Origin of the sequence: Rhizobium croatiense (assembly GCF_019793465.1) — a bacterium.
Taxonomy (GTDB): Bacteria; Pseudomonadota; Alphaproteobacteria; order Rhizobiales; family Rhizobiaceae; genus Rhizobium; species Rhizobium croatiense.
On sequence record NZ_JAILYJ010000026.1, the window covers coordinates 11,993 to 29,035 of the forward strand.

The 17,043-nt window shown below is 57.1% G+C and carries 16 protein-coding genes; 14 read left to right on the forward strand and 2 right to left on the reverse strand.

Features of this window, described 5'->3' with window-relative positions:
• Nucleotides 1–45: 45 nt before the first annotated feature.
• From rpoN to K6M89_RS28740, 14 genes are all read left to right on the forward strand, one after another.
• Nucleotides 46–1,497, forward strand: coding sequence for an RNA polymerase factor sigma-54 (gene rpoN / locus K6M89_RS28675; protein ID WP_004678547.1), 1,452 nt, complete (start codon nucleotides 46–48; stop codon nucleotides 1,495–1,497).
• A 528-nt stretch (nucleotides 1,498–2,025) separates the two neighbouring features.
• Nucleotides 2,026–2,343 (forward strand): HesB/IscA family protein, encoded by a 318-nt coding sequence (locus tag K6M89_RS28680; RefSeq protein WP_004678546.1) that lies wholly within the window; start codon nucleotides 2,026–2,028, stop codon nucleotides 2,341–2,343.
• A 969-nt stretch (nucleotides 2,344–3,312) separates the two neighbouring features.
• The gene (gene nifS / locus K6M89_RS28685; protein WP_004678544.1) at nucleotides 3,313–4,509 is read left to right on the forward strand and encodes a cysteine desulfurase NifS; all 1,197 of its coding nucleotides are present in this window, start codon (nucleotides 3,313–3,315) and stop codon (nucleotides 4,507–4,509) included.
• A gap of 339 nt (nucleotides 4,510–4,848) precedes the next feature.
• A complete protein-coding gene (gene nifW, locus K6M89_RS28690; RefSeq protein WP_004678534.1) occupies nucleotides 4,849–5,232 on the forward strand; it encodes a nitrogenase stabilizing/protective protein NifW in 384 nt (127 codons plus the stop codon).
• A gap of 176 nt (nucleotides 5,233–5,408) precedes the next feature.
• A complete protein-coding gene (locus K6M89_RS28695; protein ID WP_004678528.1) occupies nucleotides 5,409–6,257 on the forward strand; it encodes an electron transfer flavoprotein subunit beta/FixA family protein in 849 nt (282 codons plus the stop codon).
• 15 nt (nucleotides 6,258–6,272) lie between these two features.
• Nucleotides 6,273–7,382, forward strand: coding sequence for an electron transfer flavoprotein subunit alpha/FixB family protein (locus K6M89_RS28700; protein WP_004678527.1), 1,110 nt, complete (start codon nucleotides 6,273–6,275; stop codon nucleotides 7,380–7,382).
• Between the two features lie 9 nt (nucleotides 7,383–7,391).
• Nucleotides 7,392–8,699, forward strand: coding sequence for an FAD-binding protein (locus K6M89_RS28705; protein WP_004678525.1), 1,308 nt, complete (start codon nucleotides 7,392–7,394; stop codon nucleotides 8,697–8,699).
• A gap of 12 nt (nucleotides 8,700–8,711) precedes the next feature.
• Nucleotides 8,712–9,011: a ferredoxin family protein gene (locus K6M89_RS28710; RefSeq protein ID WP_004678523.1), complete on the forward strand. Its 300-nt coding sequence runs from the start codon at nucleotides 8,712–8,714 to the stop codon at nucleotides 9,009–9,011.
• 220 nt (nucleotides 9,012–9,231) lie between these two features.
• Nucleotides 9,232–10,920, forward strand: a complete 1,689-nt coding sequence (gene nifA, locus K6M89_RS28715; protein ID WP_018247198.1) for a nif-specific transcriptional activator NifA — start codon at nucleotides 9,232–9,234, stop codon at nucleotides 10,918–10,920.
• Between the two features lie 213 nt (nucleotides 10,921–11,133).
• A complete protein-coding gene (nifB, locus tag K6M89_RS28720; protein ID WP_004678520.1) occupies nucleotides 11,134–12,612 on the forward strand; it encodes a nitrogenase cofactor biosynthesis protein NifB in 1,479 nt (492 codons plus the stop codon).
• A gap of 34 nt (nucleotides 12,613–12,646) precedes the next feature.
• The gene (locus K6M89_RS28725; protein WP_008536545.1) at nucleotides 12,647–12,853 is read left to right on the forward strand and encodes a 4Fe-4S binding protein; all 207 of its coding nucleotides are present in this window, start codon (nucleotides 12,647–12,649) and stop codon (nucleotides 12,851–12,853) included.
• 64 nt (nucleotides 12,854–12,917) lie between these two features.
• Nucleotides 12,918–13,235, forward strand: coding sequence for a nitrogen fixation protein NifZ (locus K6M89_RS28730; RefSeq protein ID WP_004678515.1), 318 nt, complete (start codon nucleotides 12,918–12,920; stop codon nucleotides 13,233–13,235).
• A 4-nt stretch (nucleotides 13,236–13,239) separates the two neighbouring features.
• Nucleotides 13,240–13,452, forward strand: coding sequence for a putative nitrogen fixation protein NifT (gene nifT / locus K6M89_RS28735; protein WP_004678514.1), 213 nt, complete (start codon nucleotides 13,240–13,242; stop codon nucleotides 13,450–13,452).
• A 30-nt stretch (nucleotides 13,453–13,482) separates the two neighbouring features.
• Nucleotides 13,483–14,421, forward strand: a complete 939-nt coding sequence (locus K6M89_RS28740) for an SIR2 family NAD-dependent protein deacylase (RefSeq protein WP_004678511.1) — start codon at nucleotides 13,483–13,485, stop codon at nucleotides 14,419–14,421.
• Here the strand turns inward: K6M89_RS28740 and K6M89_RS28745 are convergent.
• Together K6M89_RS28745 and hisC are read right to left on the reverse strand one after the other, a co-directional pair.
• Nucleotides 14,418–15,374: an IS481 family transposase gene (locus tag K6M89_RS28745; protein ID WP_010030077.1), complete on the reverse strand. Its 957-nt coding sequence runs from the start codon at nucleotides 15,372–15,374 to the stop codon at nucleotides 14,418–14,420. The genes K6M89_RS28740 and K6M89_RS28745 overlap by 4 nt on opposite strands.
• Nucleotides 15,375–15,907: 533 nt before the next feature.
• Nucleotides 15,908–17,011, reverse strand: coding sequence for a histidinol-phosphate transaminase (gene hisC / locus K6M89_RS28750; RefSeq protein ID WP_004671991.1), 1,104 nt, complete (start codon nucleotides 17,009–17,011; stop codon nucleotides 15,908–15,910).
• Nucleotides 17,012–17,043: the final 32 nt, after the last annotated feature.

Sequence of the window (17,043 nt, forward strand, 5' to 3'; positions counted from 1 at the left end):
TTGTCGTGCACACCTGCGCCGAATGATAGGAGTTTTGCTCGAACCATGAAGTCCTTTACAAGCCTTCATCAGCGTCAGCAGCAATCGCTGGTTATTACGCCCCAGCTCATCGCGTCTATTCGCTTGCTGCAGCTGGCGCACACCGAACTGAATCAGTTCGTGGAACAGGAAATCGAGAAGAACCCATTTCTCGACCTGGCGTCGAATGACGGCGGGGCTTCTGGCGTATCGCCAACTGCGGCGGATGATCCAAATATCAGCGCACGCGAAGACCACGTTGATGGACCGGCCAGGACGGACATGCCTGAGCTGTCTAGTCCCTGGAAATCAATCCGTGACACAGGCAACCTTTCGCCGGGGGAAAGGCCTTCCCTGGATGAGTTCGCCGCCTCAACTGAGACATTGCACGAACATGTCGCCCATCAGATCGCCCTCACTGCCTTCACACCCCAGGAGCGGCTGATTGCTGGCGCGCTTGCCGACCATCTGGATGACACTGGGTATCTGCAAGTGAACCTTCAGGAGCTAGCAGAGAGGCTAAATAGCCCTGAGGCTGGAGTGAAGCGGGTTCTTGAGGCTTTGCAGCTATTTGACCCGCCGGGCATATTTGCGCGAAGTCTGGGCGAATGCCTCGAGATTCAGTTGCGCCAACGAGACCGGTTCGACCCGGCCATGGCAGCTCTGGTCGCAAATCTCGAGTTGCTTGCGCGACGCGATTTTCGAGCACTGAAGCGACGTTGCCGGGTCGATGAAGACGACCTTCTCGATATGTTGAACGAAATTCGTGCACTTGACCCAAAGCCTGGAAACCAGTTCCAGTCCGCAAGGTCGGAATCCATCATACCCGACGTCTTCGTCCTACCCTCGCCGGGAGGCGGATGGCACGTCGAGCTTAATCGGGAGATTTTGCCCAAGGTACTGATCAACCAAACCTATTTTGCGCAAGTTACTCGCCTAACCGCCCAAAGCTCGAAAGATCAGTCATTCCTCAACGAATGCTTCCAGAGCGCGAGCTGGTTGGTTCGGAGTCTCGATCAGCGCGCCACGACGATCCTTAAGGTGGCGACCGAAATCGTGCGCCACCAGGATGTCTTTTTGGAAGATGGCATTGCTCATCTTCGCCCTCTCAATCTTAAGACCATCGCTGACGCGATCGACATGCACGAGTCCACTGTAAGTCGGGTAACGTCGAACAAATACATTCTCACGCCCCGCGGCGTGTTCGAGCTCAAGTATTTTTTCACCGTCGCGATCCCGTCCTCACAAGGCGGTGACGCGCACTCGGCCGAAGCTGTGCGCCATCAGATAAGGGCACTTATTGCCGCAGAGACGCTCCATGATGTGCTGTCCGACGATGGCATCGTTGCCAAGCTCAAGGAAACAGGCGTCGACATTGCTCGCCGCACAGTCGCCAAATATCGCGAGGCGATGAACATCCCCTCGTCCGCGCAACGCCGGCGGGAGAAACGGTTTGTACTGGCGGCCGCGGAGGGATAAGTCCTTTGTACCGTAGGTGATGCCCTTTTCCCAAAAACCGCGGAACTGAGGCACATGTGACATTGTGCTTAGTCCTCTCCATGGAGGATCGACTTCATATGGGCTGGCGACCGCAGCCTCGTCACGGGAGCTTCAAAAGTTGTTCCGGCCGCTTAAGCTGACGTTCCAGAAAAGATTAGATGTCTGTTCCATAGCCCAAGCGCTTAGGGGCTAAGCGGTTAATCACGAAACTCGTGCAGAATTTTTATGTCGCGCAAGCGACAAATCTAGAAGCAGTTGTCGCCTCCCATTCATTTTCGCCGAACCGCTGGGATTTCGGTGCGGCGGCAACGAGAGCCTCAACCGAAAATGATAGACGGAGATACGCGGGCAGACGTTCTGGAGTTGGCGCGCTTTCGAGATCTCCGATGTTCGACGACGCAGGAATACAACACGCGGGCTGATCGAACTCTTGGCCTTCCTTACCGCTTGGCACGACGCATGCACGGTAATCCGAAAATGCGCCATCGAACAAAAAGGAATCATCCCATGATCAAGCTCACAGAGAATGCCGCCGCCATCATGAACGTAACGCTTTCCCGAGCCGAGCAGGCGGAAGGCTTTCGCATCGCGGTCGAGGCAGGTGGATGCGCCGGCTACAAATACCTGGTGGGGCTAGAAAGCGTCCAGGGCGAGGGCGACGCGGTGATCGAAACAAATGGGGTCAAGGTGTTCGTTGACGCAGACTCCCAAGCACACATCAACGGCATGACGATCGACTTCGTGACGGGACCAGAAACCTCCGGTTTTGTCTTCGACAATCCCAATGCGCACCAGAACTGCACTTGCGGCAAATCCTTCGGCTGATCACCGAGAAAGCGAGAGAGCCATGCGGAATTATTGCGAAAAGGTCATGGTTTCCTTTTTCAATCCGAAGAACGACGGCGTGCAGGAAAATCCCCTCAGCGAGACCGCGGCAGTTTCCTACGGTAGAGGGCCTGAATTGATAATTGGAGTCGATCCAACGGTGGGAGCGTTTCTGGTGACGCCGTCGTCCTTGCGTTCCAACCCAGCGACCGCCTTCTCGCCAGCGCTGGCCGAACTCATAACCCTAAAGCCCGCCGAAGCGCCTCAAAACGTCCGTCAGGAGACAGCAGGCTTTTTAAGCGGTTTGCTGCCGGAGAAAAAGGTCTGCTCATCAACGGATTATCCTGAGGCAGCAAAATTTTTTGGCGGGCATCCGGGCCAGGATTCCAAAGGAGACGCTCCCTCTGCAAGCAGTTCCGCGCCGAGGAAAGGTGAGCGAAGACGCGTGCGTGTCAAGAGGCTTGATTTCATGACCAAGTCGCTCACTTCGCTAGATCTGGCAGTAGACGGACGACACTCGTTCAAGCCGTCGAAGACGTGTCAGCGGTTTATACAGTACTGGTCGTCGAAAGCCTCGCTCCGGCAGAGGAGGACGATCAGACCGTCACAACAGAAATCTGAGGCCTGGAGAAATTGGCAGGGTCGAAATCGATGTTGTAGCCGGCAATCGCGTAGGACAGGGTCTAAAAATCGCCGCAGCCTGCAACAGTTCAGTTCTCAGCGACAAGCTAAGCTGGCGACCCATCTAGTTAAGCAGCCGCGGCGAATCCAACCGTTGGAAAAGGCGCGAGCGCACAACGTTCTTCCCTTCCTACTGATGGCGGCGATGCGACGTTATCGATGCCAACAAGATCGCATGACGCGCCATCGCACGACTCCACCCCGCGCTGCTTGCCCGAGGTTAGCAAACAACAGCATGTGCAAGACGCCGCAGCATTGTCACCGCTTCCCCTCAGTCGAGATCCACCCATGAGAGCGATCTATCTCGACAATAATGCAACGACCAGAGTCGATCCTGAAGTGGTTGAAGCCATGCTGCCGTTCTTTGCGGATCAGTTTGGAAACCCTTCGTCGACGCACGCTTTTGGCTCCTCTATCCGCGAGGCGGTGAGGAAGGCGCGCCGGCAATTGCAAGCGCTGATCGGCGCCGAGTTCGATCATGAGATCGTGTTCACCTCGGGGGGGACGGAAAGCGACAATGCGGCGATCCTTTCGGCGCTGGAGGTGATGCCTGAGCGCACAGAGATCGTGACTTCCGCAGTCGAGCATTCAGCGGTGCTGACACTCTGCGGCCATCTGGAGAAGACGCGCGGCATTAAGGTACACAGGATCCCAGTGGATCGACATGGACGTCTCGATCTTGACGCCTATGAGACCGCCCTCACTCATCGTGTAGCGATTGCTTCGATCATGTGGGCGAACAACGAGACGGGAACCATTTTCCCGGTCGCTAAGCTTGCCGAGATGGCCAAGAGAATCGGTGCACTTTTCCACACCGACGCGGTCCAGGCGGTCGGCAAGGTTCCAATGGACCTCCAACCTACTGCAATCGACATGCTTTCGTTGTCCGGACACAAATTCCATGGACCAAAAGGCATTGGTGCACTCTATCTCAGGCGGGGCTTATCTTTCTCCTCACTGATCAAGGGAGGTCATCAGGAGCGCGACCGACGCGCAGGGACAGAAAATACGGCCGGGATTGTCGGTTTAGGCAAGGCTGCCGAACTCGCCCTGAAATCAATAGACGACGAGAGCACCCGATTAAAGTCGCTCCGAGATCGATTGGAGAACGGCATTGTCCAGCGTGTTCCAGGCGCCTTCGTAACCGGCGATAGGCTTAAGAGGTTGCCGAACACGGCGAACATCGCCTTTCAACGTGTCGAAGGAGACAGTATGCTCCTTCTTCTCAACCGCTATGGCATCGCCTGCTCTTCCGGCTCTGCTTGCTCCTCCGGTTCGCTGGAGCCGAGCCATGTCTTGAGGGCAATGGATATCCCTCATGCTATGGCGCACGGAACAATCCGCTTCTCGTTCTCGCGCGATAACTGTGACGAGGATGTCGACCGGGTGCTCGAAGTTTTACCGGGCATCGTTGAAAGGCTCCGGAGCCAATCCCGTTCCGGCCACGTGGCCGACACGAGCAGCCGGGTTCGTTCAGGGGAGTAGGAGCAGGCACGCTCATGAAACGGCAATTCCTTTTCACCGATACGACCTGCATGACGGCACCGGCATCGTATGAACGATCAGGTAAAAGCCGGGGCTCTCAGTCACATAGATCGCCGGTTCACCGCCCATGCGTGTTCATGGAGGGGGCCCAGCGCCATATCATCTTAATCAATCTCTCGACACCATCGGTGGATCGCATCCGACCATCAGCCTATGCCGACTCCAGTTGCAACGCGACTGCCTTGCGCCTAGCCGCGTCGAACCACGCATTCCGTACGTTGCAGCTTAAGCTACGGGAGAACGATCTCGCGATCACCGCTCACGACCAGGGGGAATCTTATGTGCCGTTGCTCCGCTGACAGCAGTCCCGTCGATGTCAAAGACATCCTCAATCGGCTGAAATCTCTCTCGGCTGCGGAGGAGTTCTTCGAAGCCCTAGGGGTCCCCTATGACCCGAAGGTTCTCGATGTCTCACGACTCCATATCATGAAGCGTATGGGCCAATACCTCGCGGCAGAGGACTTCTCCCATCTCCCAGACCGGGTAATCGCTGCTCGTGCCCGTGCCATACTGGAAAGGGCCTACTGTGATTTCGCGACCTCCGCGCCGCTCTCGCACCGGGTCTTCAAGGTGCTCAAGGACCACAATCCGAACAGACCTGTCACACCCGGCCGCACCGTTGTCCCGTTAGACTCTTTCCTGAAGCCGTTCGAAAAGAAGTGAGCACGGTTGCGACACGACAATGTCGGGAAGCTTACAATTCAGTCATATGCTAGCAACGTCGGAATCGAAGCCATTTCAATGTGATAGAGAACGCCAAACGGTTGGCACGAATGATGCACGCAAGCATGTGTACTGACAAGCCCGCCACCCATAGAGGGAGGGAGTAAGAAACCGCCATGCACATAGTTATCTGTATCAAACAGGTACCGGACTCCGCACAAATACGAGTGCATCCGGTGACGAACACAATCATGCGTCAGGGGGTGCCAACCATCATCAACCCCTATGATCTGTTCGCCCTTGAAGAGGCGCTCCAGTTGCGCGACCGCCATGGCGGCGAGGTGACCGTGCTCACCATGGGGCCGCCCATGGCAGAGGACGCGTTGCGCAAGGCGCTCACCTACGGCGCCGACCGCGCCGTACTCTTGACCGACCGTCATTTTGCCGGCTCCGACACTCTGGCGACCTCGTTTGCTCTTTCGCGAGCCATCGCGAAGATCGGAGAGGCCTTCGGTACGCCCGATATCGTCTTTACGGGCAAACAGACCATCGACGGCGATACCGCCCAGGTTGGGCCTGGCATCGCCAAGCGCCTCGACCTCCTGCAGCTCACCTACGTTGCCAAAATCGTCTCTGTCGACATCAATGGGCGCGAGATTACGGTGGAGCGCCGCTCGGAAGGGGGCACGCAGACGCTGATGAGCAAGCTCCCTTGCCTAATTACAATGCTCGAAGGCACAAACGAAATCCGCCGCGGCTCGCTCGATGACGCGCTACGGGCCGCGCGCAGCCAGATCGTGAAGTGGAATGCGGCCGACGCTGGCATAGAGGACCTCACCAAGTGCGGCCTGCGTGGCTCGCCAACCGTCGTTAAGAGGGTCTTTGCCCCTCCTGAGCGGGCGGAAAAGGCGGAGCAGATCGACACCGCGGAAAAAACACCGCGCGATCTCGCGGAGGAGTTGATCGCTGGGATCTTTTTGCGCCAGCCGGCGCTCGAAAGCGAACTCGCCTTTGACGGCGAATGAAGGCAAGGAGCGACGATGTTGAGCACGAATCGAGAGAGCCCTCCTCCAGCCGCTGGCCGTGCCGCCATGAAGAAAGAGCTGCCCGATCAGTTTAAGGACCATCGGCACGTTTGGGTCTTCATCGAGCTGGAGCGCGATCAGGTGCATCCCGTCTCCTTCGAGCTGCTCGGCGAAGGCCGCAAGCTCGCCGACAAGCTGGGCGTCCAGCTTGCCGGCGTCGTTCTCGGACCACCGGGAGAGGCCACGTGGTTTGCCATCGCCGAGGCTTTTGCTTATGGCGCCGACCTGGCCTACCTCGTCGAGGCCCCACTGCTCGCCGACTACCGAAATGAGCCTTTCACCAAAGCATTGACGGATCTGGTTACTAACTACAAACCGGAAATCCTTCTTTTAGGGGCAACGACGCTCGGGCGCGACCTTGCCGGTTCCGTGGCGACGACCTTGTTGACAGGGCTCACGGCGGATTGCACCGAACTTGATGTGGATGCGGACGGCTCGCTTGCGGCGACCCGGCCGACTTTCGGCGGCTCCTTGCTTTGCACGATCTACACGCTCAACTGCCGGCCGCAGATGGCAACGGTCCGGCCGAGGGTCATGGCCATGCCTCCGCGCGGGAATAATAAGATCGGACGCGTCATTCAACACAAAGTGTCGATGATCGAGGAAGAGATCGTCACTAAGGTCCTCGGTTTCTTGTCCGATGGCCAGTCGGCGACGGCGAATCTCGCCTATGCGGACGTCGTGGTTGCTGGAGGCCTCGGTCTCGGCGCGGTGGAGAACGTGAAGCTTATGAAGAAACTCGCGCGGACGATCGGGGCCGATTATGGCTGTTCGCGCCCCCTCGTCCAAAAGGGCTGGATGCCTGCTGATCGGCAGATCGGCCAAACTGGCAAAACTATCCGGCCGAAGCTTTACATAGCAGCCGGCATTTCCGGCGCCATCCAGCATCGCGTTGGCGTCGAGGGAGCTGATCTTATTTTAGCCATTAACACCGATCCTAACGCGCCGATTTTTGATTTCGCCCACCTCGGCGTCGTCACCGATGCGATCCGTTTACTGCCGTCATTAACGGAACTCTTCACCCATCGACTGTCGCCGCACAGTCGCGATAAGCTTGCAAACTGAGGGCGCCCCATGACTGAGGAAAACTTCGACGCCATAGTTATCGGGGCCGGCATGGCCGGAAACGCAGCTGCTTACACGATGTCGAACCGCGGCATGAAGGTGCTGCAGTTGGAGCGTGGCGAGTATCCGGGCTCCAAGAATGTGCAGGGCGCCATCATGTACGCGGACATGCTGGAGAAAATCCTGCCGGATTTCCGGGATGATGCGCCTCTGGAGCGGCACTTAGTCGAGCAGCGCTTCTGGATGATGGACGACTCGTCCCACATCGGTATGCAATACCGGTCGGACGACTTCAACGAGTCGAGACACAATCGCTACACGGTCATTCGCGCCCAATTCGACAAATGGTTTTCACGCAAGGTGCGCGAGGCCGGAGCGACGCTTCTATGCGAGACGACCGTGACGGAACTCGTTCGTGATCCAAAGGGCAAGGTGATTGGCGTTCGCACCGACCGCGCCGGCGACGTGATTCTTGCTGACGTGGTCGTTCTCGCAGAGGGCGTCAATGGGCTGCTCGGCACGCGTGCTGGATTGCGTGACACGCCAAAACCGGAAACTGTCGCGCTCGCCGTCAAGGAAATGCATTTCCTGGCCGAAGAGGTAATTGACCAGCGGTTCGGCCTCAAGGCCAATGAAGGCTGCGTCATCGAGGCAGTTGGCACGATCTCTCGCAACATGGCCGGGCTTGCCTTCCTCTACACCAACAAAGAATCGATCTCGATCGGCATTGGCTGCCTTGTCTCCGAATTCGCGGCAACAATGGAAAGTCCTTATGATCTGCTCGAAAAATTCAAAAGCCATCCGTCGGTAAAGCCGCTGATCGCAGGAGCGGAAGTCAAGGAATATGCGGCGCATCTCATTCCAGAAGGTGGTTACAAGGCAATTCCGCAGCTTTTTGGTGACGGCTGGGTCGTCGTCGGCGACGCGGCACAACTTAATAATGCGGTGCACCGCGAGGGGTCAAACCTCGCCATGACGTCGGGGCGCATCGCCGGCGAAGCAATCGTCCAGATCAAGAATCGCAAAAAGCCGATGGTCAAGGAGAACCTCTCCCTTTACAAGTCGATGCTTGAAAAGTCGTTCGTTATCAAAGACTTGCGGAAATACAAGGACATGCCTGCCCTGCTGCACACCAATTCCCGCAATTTCTTCACGACTTATCCAAGGTTGCTGTCGCAGGCCGCACAGAACTTTGTGCGAGTCGATGGCACCCCGAAGATCGACAAGGAACGGGCGACCACGGGCACCTTCATCAAGGCACGCTCCCGCTGGGGGCTGTTTGGTGACGCGGTTCGCTTGGCGCGCGCGTGGCGATAAAGGAGAGATGAGATGACGGTTGCAGTGACGAACATACGCGTAGAGGACAAGCTTTACCAAAATCGATACGTGGTCGATGCCGGACGCCCGCATATTAGGGTGCGTCCACACGATTGGCCAAGCGTAAATCTGTATGCCCTCACAAGTGTCTGTCCGGCCAAGTGCTACGAATTGAATGACCAGGGCCAAGTGGAGGTTATCGCCGATGGGTGCATGGAGTGCGGCACGTGCCGCGTACTCTGCGAGGCAAGTGGAGATATCGAGTGGAACTATCCGAGAGGCGGTTTCGGCGTTCTCTTCAAGTTCGGATAAGGGTTTGCAACTCCACGATTCAGAACTAACTTGGGTTTGCAGACGGGCGCATCGGAAACTTGCAGAGGTGCGCGTTGCAGATTGGCATTAGAAATTACTATATATACATGCAAGCAAGGGTTATAAGAAACGTTAGACAACCCAAGGCCATATAATGACCCACATGCCCGCCCGACCGGTCGATGGAGCGGAACCCCTATCTGCGCTACCTGCTGGACCTATGCGCCAAGCGGGCACGCAGCGCAGCGGAATCTACGAGATATCAAAGGTACTGACTGCCCCCGCCCGGCTAGAGATTACGCTTGCCAACGTCGTGAACGTCCTCTCTTCCTTTCTGCAGATTCGATGCGGAGCAATCGTTGTTCTAGACGCTGAAGGTCAGCCCGAGATTGCCGCAACTGGCGACATCCCCCCATCCTCTCAATCAGCCGCTCGAGGCGTTATACCTAAGGCCGTAATCGACCATATCGCGACGACCGGTATGCCCTTAATCGTAAAGGATGTCAGCAAGTCCGAATTATTTCAGGCTGAGCCGCAACCGCCTTGGAGCAGCGGCACCGTCCCAATTTCTTTTATTGGCGTTCCGGTAAAAGCCGATAATAAAATACTTGGCACAATATCGATCGATCGCGTCAGGAACGACGCCGCCCCCTTCCCCGCCGACGAGGACGTTCGCTTTCTGACCATGGTCGCCAATCTGGTCAGTCGGACGATCAGGCTTCATCGTTTCCTGAACCTGGAGGGTCGGCGACCTATCGGCGAACAGGAGAGATCGGAGAAGCCGATCATCGCGCAAAGGGGCGCGCCGGGCCGACATCCACCCGTCAAAATCGACGGGATTATCGGGGATAGCCCGGCTCTCCAGCAGGTGGTTGAAACCGTCTCGGTGGTGGCGAGGACGAATTCCACCGTGCTTCTGCGGGGCGAAAGCGGCACCGGCAAGGAATTTTTTGCACAGGCGATCCATGAACTTTCCCCTCGTAAAAACAAGCCGTTCGTCAAATTGAACTGCGCCGCGCTGCCCGAAGGCGTCCTGGAATCGGAGCTGTTTGGGCATGAAAAAGGGGCTTTCACCGGGGCCATCGCGCAGCGCGCCGGACGCTTCGAACTGGCAAATGGCGGAACGCTTCTGCTTGACGAGATTGGCGAGATTTCGCCCGCCTTTCAAGCCAAACTGCTGCGCGTCCTGCAGGAAGGCGAACTGGAGAGGGTGGGCGGAACCAAGACGCTTGCGGTCGACGTCCGGCTCATATGCGCCACGAATAAGAACCTCGAGATGGCTGTTGCAAACGCCGAATTCAGGGCCGACCTGTATTACCGCATCAGCGTAGTTCCAATTGTCCTGCCGCCGCTTCGAGAGCGACCCGGCGATATCCCACGCCTTGCGAACGCTCTTCTTGACCGATTCAACAAGGAGAACCAACGCGAGCTGACGTTTTCGTCGTCGGCGATCGAGGTGATGTCGCAATGCTATTTCCCAGGTAACGTCCGGGAACTCGAAAACTGCGTGCGAAGGACTGCCACCCTTGCGCGTTCAAGCTCGATCGTTTCGTCTGATTTTGCCTGCAAGAACAGCCAGTGCCTTTCGTCGCTCCTCTGGAAAACCGACGGGTCGCCCGGCGGCATCACCGTCGATGGGCATGCCCGGAGCAATGTGATGCCGACTTCATCGCCGCGCTCGGGCGGGAGCATCGGTGCGTCGGACGAGGTATCTTCCGTCAAGGCTTGTGATCCGCACGGTTCCGGTTGTCCCGCAATGGAGTCGCGCCTCACGCAACGGGACCGGTTGATCGAGGCGATGGAAAAGGCCGGGTGGGTTCAGGCCAAAGCGGCTCGTATTCTCGGCCTTACGCCTCGTCAGGTCGGCTATGCTCTACGCCAGCATCGCATCGAGGTGAAAAAGCTTTAAGCGCCTGGGTGATGTTGGACCTTCTCGATCTCCAATGCCTGGTTTGGTGGCTTACGGACAACTCTTTTGTCGACTGTCGGAAGCTTGACAAGTCTGTGTCCGAACACGGTCGGAATAGAGCAATAAACGCAAATTCTTAAAGCAAATCCCGTCCTTGGGATGGCATGGCTTTTGCGTTTTGAAAGGCGACGTCAACTAGCAACGGAGCACTCAATGTCCGCACCGATGATTTCGCTTGAAAGTGCGACCAGCACGACATCCTTGGATCAATTGCTGGCGACCGCGAAACCGAGTGGCTGCACATCCTCGTCATGTGGCGTGTCCACAAAACCGGCCGACGTGGACCAGGCTATCTGGGCGAAGATCAAAAACCACCCCTGCTATTCAGAAGAGGCTCACCATTATTTCGCGCGCATGCATGTCGCGGTCGCACCAGCCTGCAATATCCAGTGCAACTATTGCAATCGTAAATATGACTGCGCCAACGAAAGCCGCCCTGGGGTCGTCTCGGAAAAGTTGACGCCAGACCAGGCGCTGCGCAAGGTCATTGCCGTCGCCAACGAAGTGCCGCAGCTTTCCGTGCTGGGTGTCGCCGGACCGGGCGATGCCTGTTACGACTGGAAGAAGACAAAGGAAACGTTCGAACGAGTTGCGGGGGAGATCCACGACATCAAGCTGTGCATCTCCACCAACGGGCTTGCGCTGCCGGATCACGTCGCCGAACTTGTCGACATGAATGTCGATCACGTGACAATTACGATCAACATGGTTGACCCTGAAATCGGCGCAGAGATCTATCCCTGGATCTTTTACCGCAACCGTCGTTACACCGGCATCGAAGCTGCCAGAATTCTGCACGAGCGGCAAATGGTGGGCCTGGAGATGCTGACCGCGTGCGGCATCATCACCAAAGTCAATTCGGTGATGATTCCTGGTGTCAACGACGAACACCTGGTCGAGGTAAATAAATGGGTCAAGGAGCGGGGGGCGTTCCTGCACAACGTCATGCCGCTTATTTCCGATCCGGCCCATGGCACCTACTACGGCTTGACCGGACAGCGCGGCCCGCGGGCGCTCGAATTGAAGGCGCTCCAGGATCGTCTCGAAGGCGGCGCAAAGCTAATGCGCCATTGCCGGCAATGTAGGGCCGATGCCGTCGGCCTGCTTGGGGATGATCGGGGCCAGGAGTTCGCACTCGACCAGCTTCCCGGAGAGATCACCTATGACGCCCGTAAGCGCGAGGCCTATCGGGAAGTGATCGCCCGCGAACGCGGCGATCACGCGACCGCCAAGAGCGAGGCAATCGAGACAGTCAAAGCAGCCGGCGATGGGTCCCTCCACGTCGCGGTCGCGACAAAGGGTGGCGGTCGCATCAACGAGCACTTCGGCCATGCGAAGGAGTTCCAAGTATACGAAGCTTCGTCGAGAGGCATCACCTACGTCGGGCATCGCAAGATCGAACAGTATTGCCTCGGAGGCAGGGGCGAGGAAGCCACCCTCGACGGCATCATAACTGCGCTGGTCGGTATTGACGTCGTGCTATGCGCCAAGATCGGGGAGTGCCCTAAGACTAAGCTCATGGAGGCCGGGGTTCGGGCAACGGATGCTTATTGCTATGACTACATCGAGACCGCCATCGGCACCCTCTACGCCGCCAAGTTTGGCGTCGAACCACAAGCGGCGACGGCGTGAGCGCTCTTAATCCAACATCTTCAGGAGTTTAAAAATGGCCTTCAGGATCATAGCGTCCCAATGCACCCAGTGCGGTGCCTGCGAGTTCGAATGCCCCTCCGGTGCGATCAGGTTCAAAGGTGAGATCTACGTTATCGACCCGGAAAAATGCACCGAATGCAAGGGTACCTTCGAAACGCAGCAATGCGCGGAGGTTTGCCCCGTGCCGAAGACCTGCGTCCCCGCCGCACCTGCGATTTGACCTTCAGCATGGTCGGGGCTCCTGCGGAGAAGCCTTCAATGATATCCTGCAAGGAGGAATGCCCATGGGCCTTGGACGTGAACAGGAGGTCGAAATCCACAGGCCTCCACGATTTACACCCGGCGAGCGGGTGCGGGCCAGACTTCACGTAAAGAATGACGGCACCTATGCTGGCAAAAAAATTGGGGAAAATTTGGTGCGGAAGGGCGACGAAGGCTATGTGCGCGACATCGGCACCTTTCTCCAGCAGTTTTACATCTATGCCGTCGAATGGGTCGAACGTGGCACTATCGTCGGCATGCGTGCCCGTGAACTGACGAGTCTAGACAACGCCGCTGCTTGCGGCGCTGCTGAAATCGCGGGGCCCCCAACGGAGGAATAGCGACATGAAGATAATGATTCGGAGAACGAGCGCCGGCTTGTCGGCTTACGTACCAAAGAAAGATCTCGAAGAGCCGATCGTAGATGTCGAGGCTGATGACATGTGGGGCGGCACGATCACTCTCAGGAACGGCTGGAGACTCGTCTTGCCCAAGCTATCGCGGGATACGCCTCTGCCGATCACCGTCCACGCAAGGAAGATTCCTGACGAGGACTGATGCTGCAAACGAGAGGTAAGAGAAAACAGCATGAATAAAATTTTGACCTCGGACCGTCTCCTGATCATTCGCAACGGTGACGCCGAAAAAAGACTTAGGCTGCTTCAGGAAGCGCTCGCTGCGGATCGGATCGTTCCCTATCTCGGTCCGGATCTCCTTCGGCTGCAATCCACGGAACCACCTGTACCGGACACCCCGGAAGCCGTCTCCGCGGCACTCAACGAACGCACACCTGCCCCTTCCAGGATACGCAGCAATATGTGGTCAGTCGCGCAGTTTATTGAACAGCGACGGCATCGCCGGACGCTTCAGGCCTGGATGGCAGAAATATTTGGAGCACCCGTGGCGCCGACCGCCCTCCACGACTGGCTCGCAACGCTGCCGCTCTCCCTTATCGTCGACGGTTGGTACGACGGGACAATGCGTGCGGCTTTCGCGAAGACCGGTCGAACGGATGTCGTCGAGATTCAGGGCGTCACGCGTGCAAACGGCGGCGGCGACATTTGGACAAAAACTTACGATCTGTCCGGGAGAGACGTCGAATGCGTCGCAGCGCCAAAGACGGTCCTCTATGCGCCGTACGGCAGTGTTATACCAGCTTCGAACTTTCTGGTGTCCGATTCCGATTACGTGGAAGTCCTAACCGAAATCGATATCCAGACGCCAATACCTGGAATGGTGAAAGAACGGCGTATAGATCGCGGTTTTCTTTTCATTGGCTGCCGCTTCAACGATCAGATGCTCCGGATCTACGCTCGACAGATCATCAAGCGCTCTCACGGCCCCCACTTTGCAGTACTTGATGCGGAAGGCCTTACCAAAAACGAGCGCCGTTTCCTTGCAGCAAGCGGAATCACGGTGGTCGACCTGCCGATCGGCGAAGCCGCGGCTCTGCTTGTACCATTTGGTAGCAAGGCGGATGGTGACCATGGCCGCACGGCTCCCGCTTCGAATCTCTGTAGCGGCTAGATGTGGAGCCTCAACAGGTTGTCCTTGATCAGGCCGAGGCTACTGACGGGCGGTTTGGATTGTAGGCTGCCGTGCGGGCGATGCCAATTGTAACGGTGGAGCCAGAGCGGCAGGTCGGCGGCGCGCTGCTGCGAGGTTTCGTAGGCCTTGGCATATGCCCATTCGCGCAGTGCGGTCTGGACGAGGCGTTCGGCCTTACCATTTGTCTTCGGCGTATAGGGTTTGGTGCGGATGTGTTTGATGCTGAGCCGCCGCAGCGCCTTGGCGTATCGATGGGAACGGAAGCTTGTGCCGTTGTCGGTCATGACGCGCTGGACCTTGACGCCATGGGCTTTGAAGAAGCGCAAAGCATTGAAGAGAAAGCGCAGACAGGAGCGTCGCGTCTCGTCGGGTAATATTTCCAAATAGGCCAGGCGTGAGTGGTCGTCGATGGCCAGATGGACGTATTCCCAACCGATGCCGCGGCTGTTGCTCTGCCCCGTGCGATCGCCGGTGATGCGGTGGCCGGTTCGGTTGAATTTGCCGAGTTTCTTGATGTCGATATGGATGAGTTCGCCGGGCTGGTCGCGTTCGTAGCGCCGCACCGGCTCAGCCGGGGCCAAGGCCTTGAGCTTGTTCAGGCCAAGGCGCTTGAGGATGCGGCTGACTGTGGCTGGCGAGACACCCGTCTCCTTGGCGATGTGTTGGCCGGTCATGCGCAGGCGGCGTAACGTCTCGATCCGGGCGGCGGTGGCCTGCGAGGTCGGATGATACAGGCGGTGCGGTCGGGAACTGCGATCATTGAGACCGGCCTCGCCCTCCCGTCGATAGCGCCTTACCCACTTATAGACAGTCTTCACGCAGACGCCGAAAGCCGCAGCGACGGCCATCGGTCGCTGTCCTTCCATCAGCACGCGGTGCGCAATTACCGCTCGACTGAGCGGCGTGAGGCGGGCATTCATATGGATGTCCATTCGGTCCCCCGAGAATCACTGAAGCTTCGACAACCTCAGCTTTCCCGGTCCGGATCGAATGGACAACCTATTGGAAGCTCACAGCTAGAGTGCCGCAGATTGAAAAAGTTCTGTTTCTGCCAAGTTCGAATGCCATACTGCCCACGTTTGCTGGCGTAGGGGATTGCGGGTGGGATCAATGGCGATGAGCGAGCGTGATCTTTAGCGGATCGAGGTTCTGTCGCAGGTGATCGACGGAAGATCGGCGACGACCGCAGATTACTGTTCGCTCAATGTCAATGCGAAGGACCGATTATGAAGAAACCTAAACCATTCCCAATACAGCGGCAGAGCCGCGGCCGGAATCGCCAGAAATAAGCCTCGCATCGGCCACCGGGTGCTCCACTCGTGCGCCAATAACACGCGTAATCAACGGGATCGAGACGGCACACGCTTTACGGTCTTGCGCTTATTTGTGATCTTTATCCCACAATATGGACTTCGATACCTGGTGTTTCCAAGTGACAAGCAGTGTGGCCAATAATTCTAACCGCCTAGCTCTGCGTCTTCATACTTCCAGAAATGATGTCCCTGGCGGCTGAAAGGAACCCGTCCATTTGGGTTCTGGTGCCGATGCTGACGCGGATAAAATTTTCCAAACCGGCATCGGGAAAGACGGCTACAAGTATGTTCTGCCTATCCAAAGACGCTTGCCACCATTTGCCATCTCGTCCGGGTGGCACCCGAGCTAGCAAAAAGTTTGTGTGGGAGGGAATGACAGAAAAGCCCAATTGAGACAAGGCAGTGGTCGTTCTGTGTCTTTCATGTTTAATATATCTGTGGTTCTCGTCGTAGTCGGCGCGGTGCGAAAGGATACTAATGCCCACCGCATGGCCGATCACGTTCATGTTAAAGACATTTTGCAGGTTGCGTAGCCTCCCAATAAGTTCAGGATGACCAAAGCCGAAACCGACGCGAATTCCCGCGGCTGCAAAGCCTTTCGAAAGTGTTCTCAATACTAGAAGGTTTGGATGACGATCGACAAGGCGCAGGGCATCATCGGGTGCAAAGTCGACATACGCTTCATCCACCACTATCAACTGGTCCGATTGCGCGACGAGGCGGTCGATTTCAGCCACCGGAACGAAGGTTCCCGTTGGATTGTTCGGATTGGCCAGCAGTATGAATTTTGCATCTTTTGCTGGACCAAGAAGCAGCTGCTCGATTGGCAGAGAATAAGACTCGCCCCATTCGATTTCGAGAAATCTGGCACCCTGCAACTTGGCCAGTTTGCGGTTAAAGGAAAAACCTGGCGATATCATCGCAACGCTATCTCCCGGGTCGAGGAATGCTCTGTAGATGAGCCCAAGCAGCTCCGACGAGCCGTTCCCGGCGACCACCTGATCCTGGGAGAGGCCATACGCGCTGGCGGCTGCGTCGCGCAAGCTCAGATTGTCATCTTCGGGATACAGATAATGCCGTTCGAGGGCCGCCAGCGCACTTTGCATCACCATCATCGGCAACGGAAACGGATTCTCATTCGTGTTTAGTTTAACGCAGTTCGCATCTCGCCCCGGTTGATTGGAGGGTAGCGCATTTAGCTGTCTCGCCATCGGCGAAAGAGCCGAAAGCACGGCTTGCAGCTTTGCATCAGCCATATCTTTTCTCCGTTTCAGTAAGCCGAGTCGTG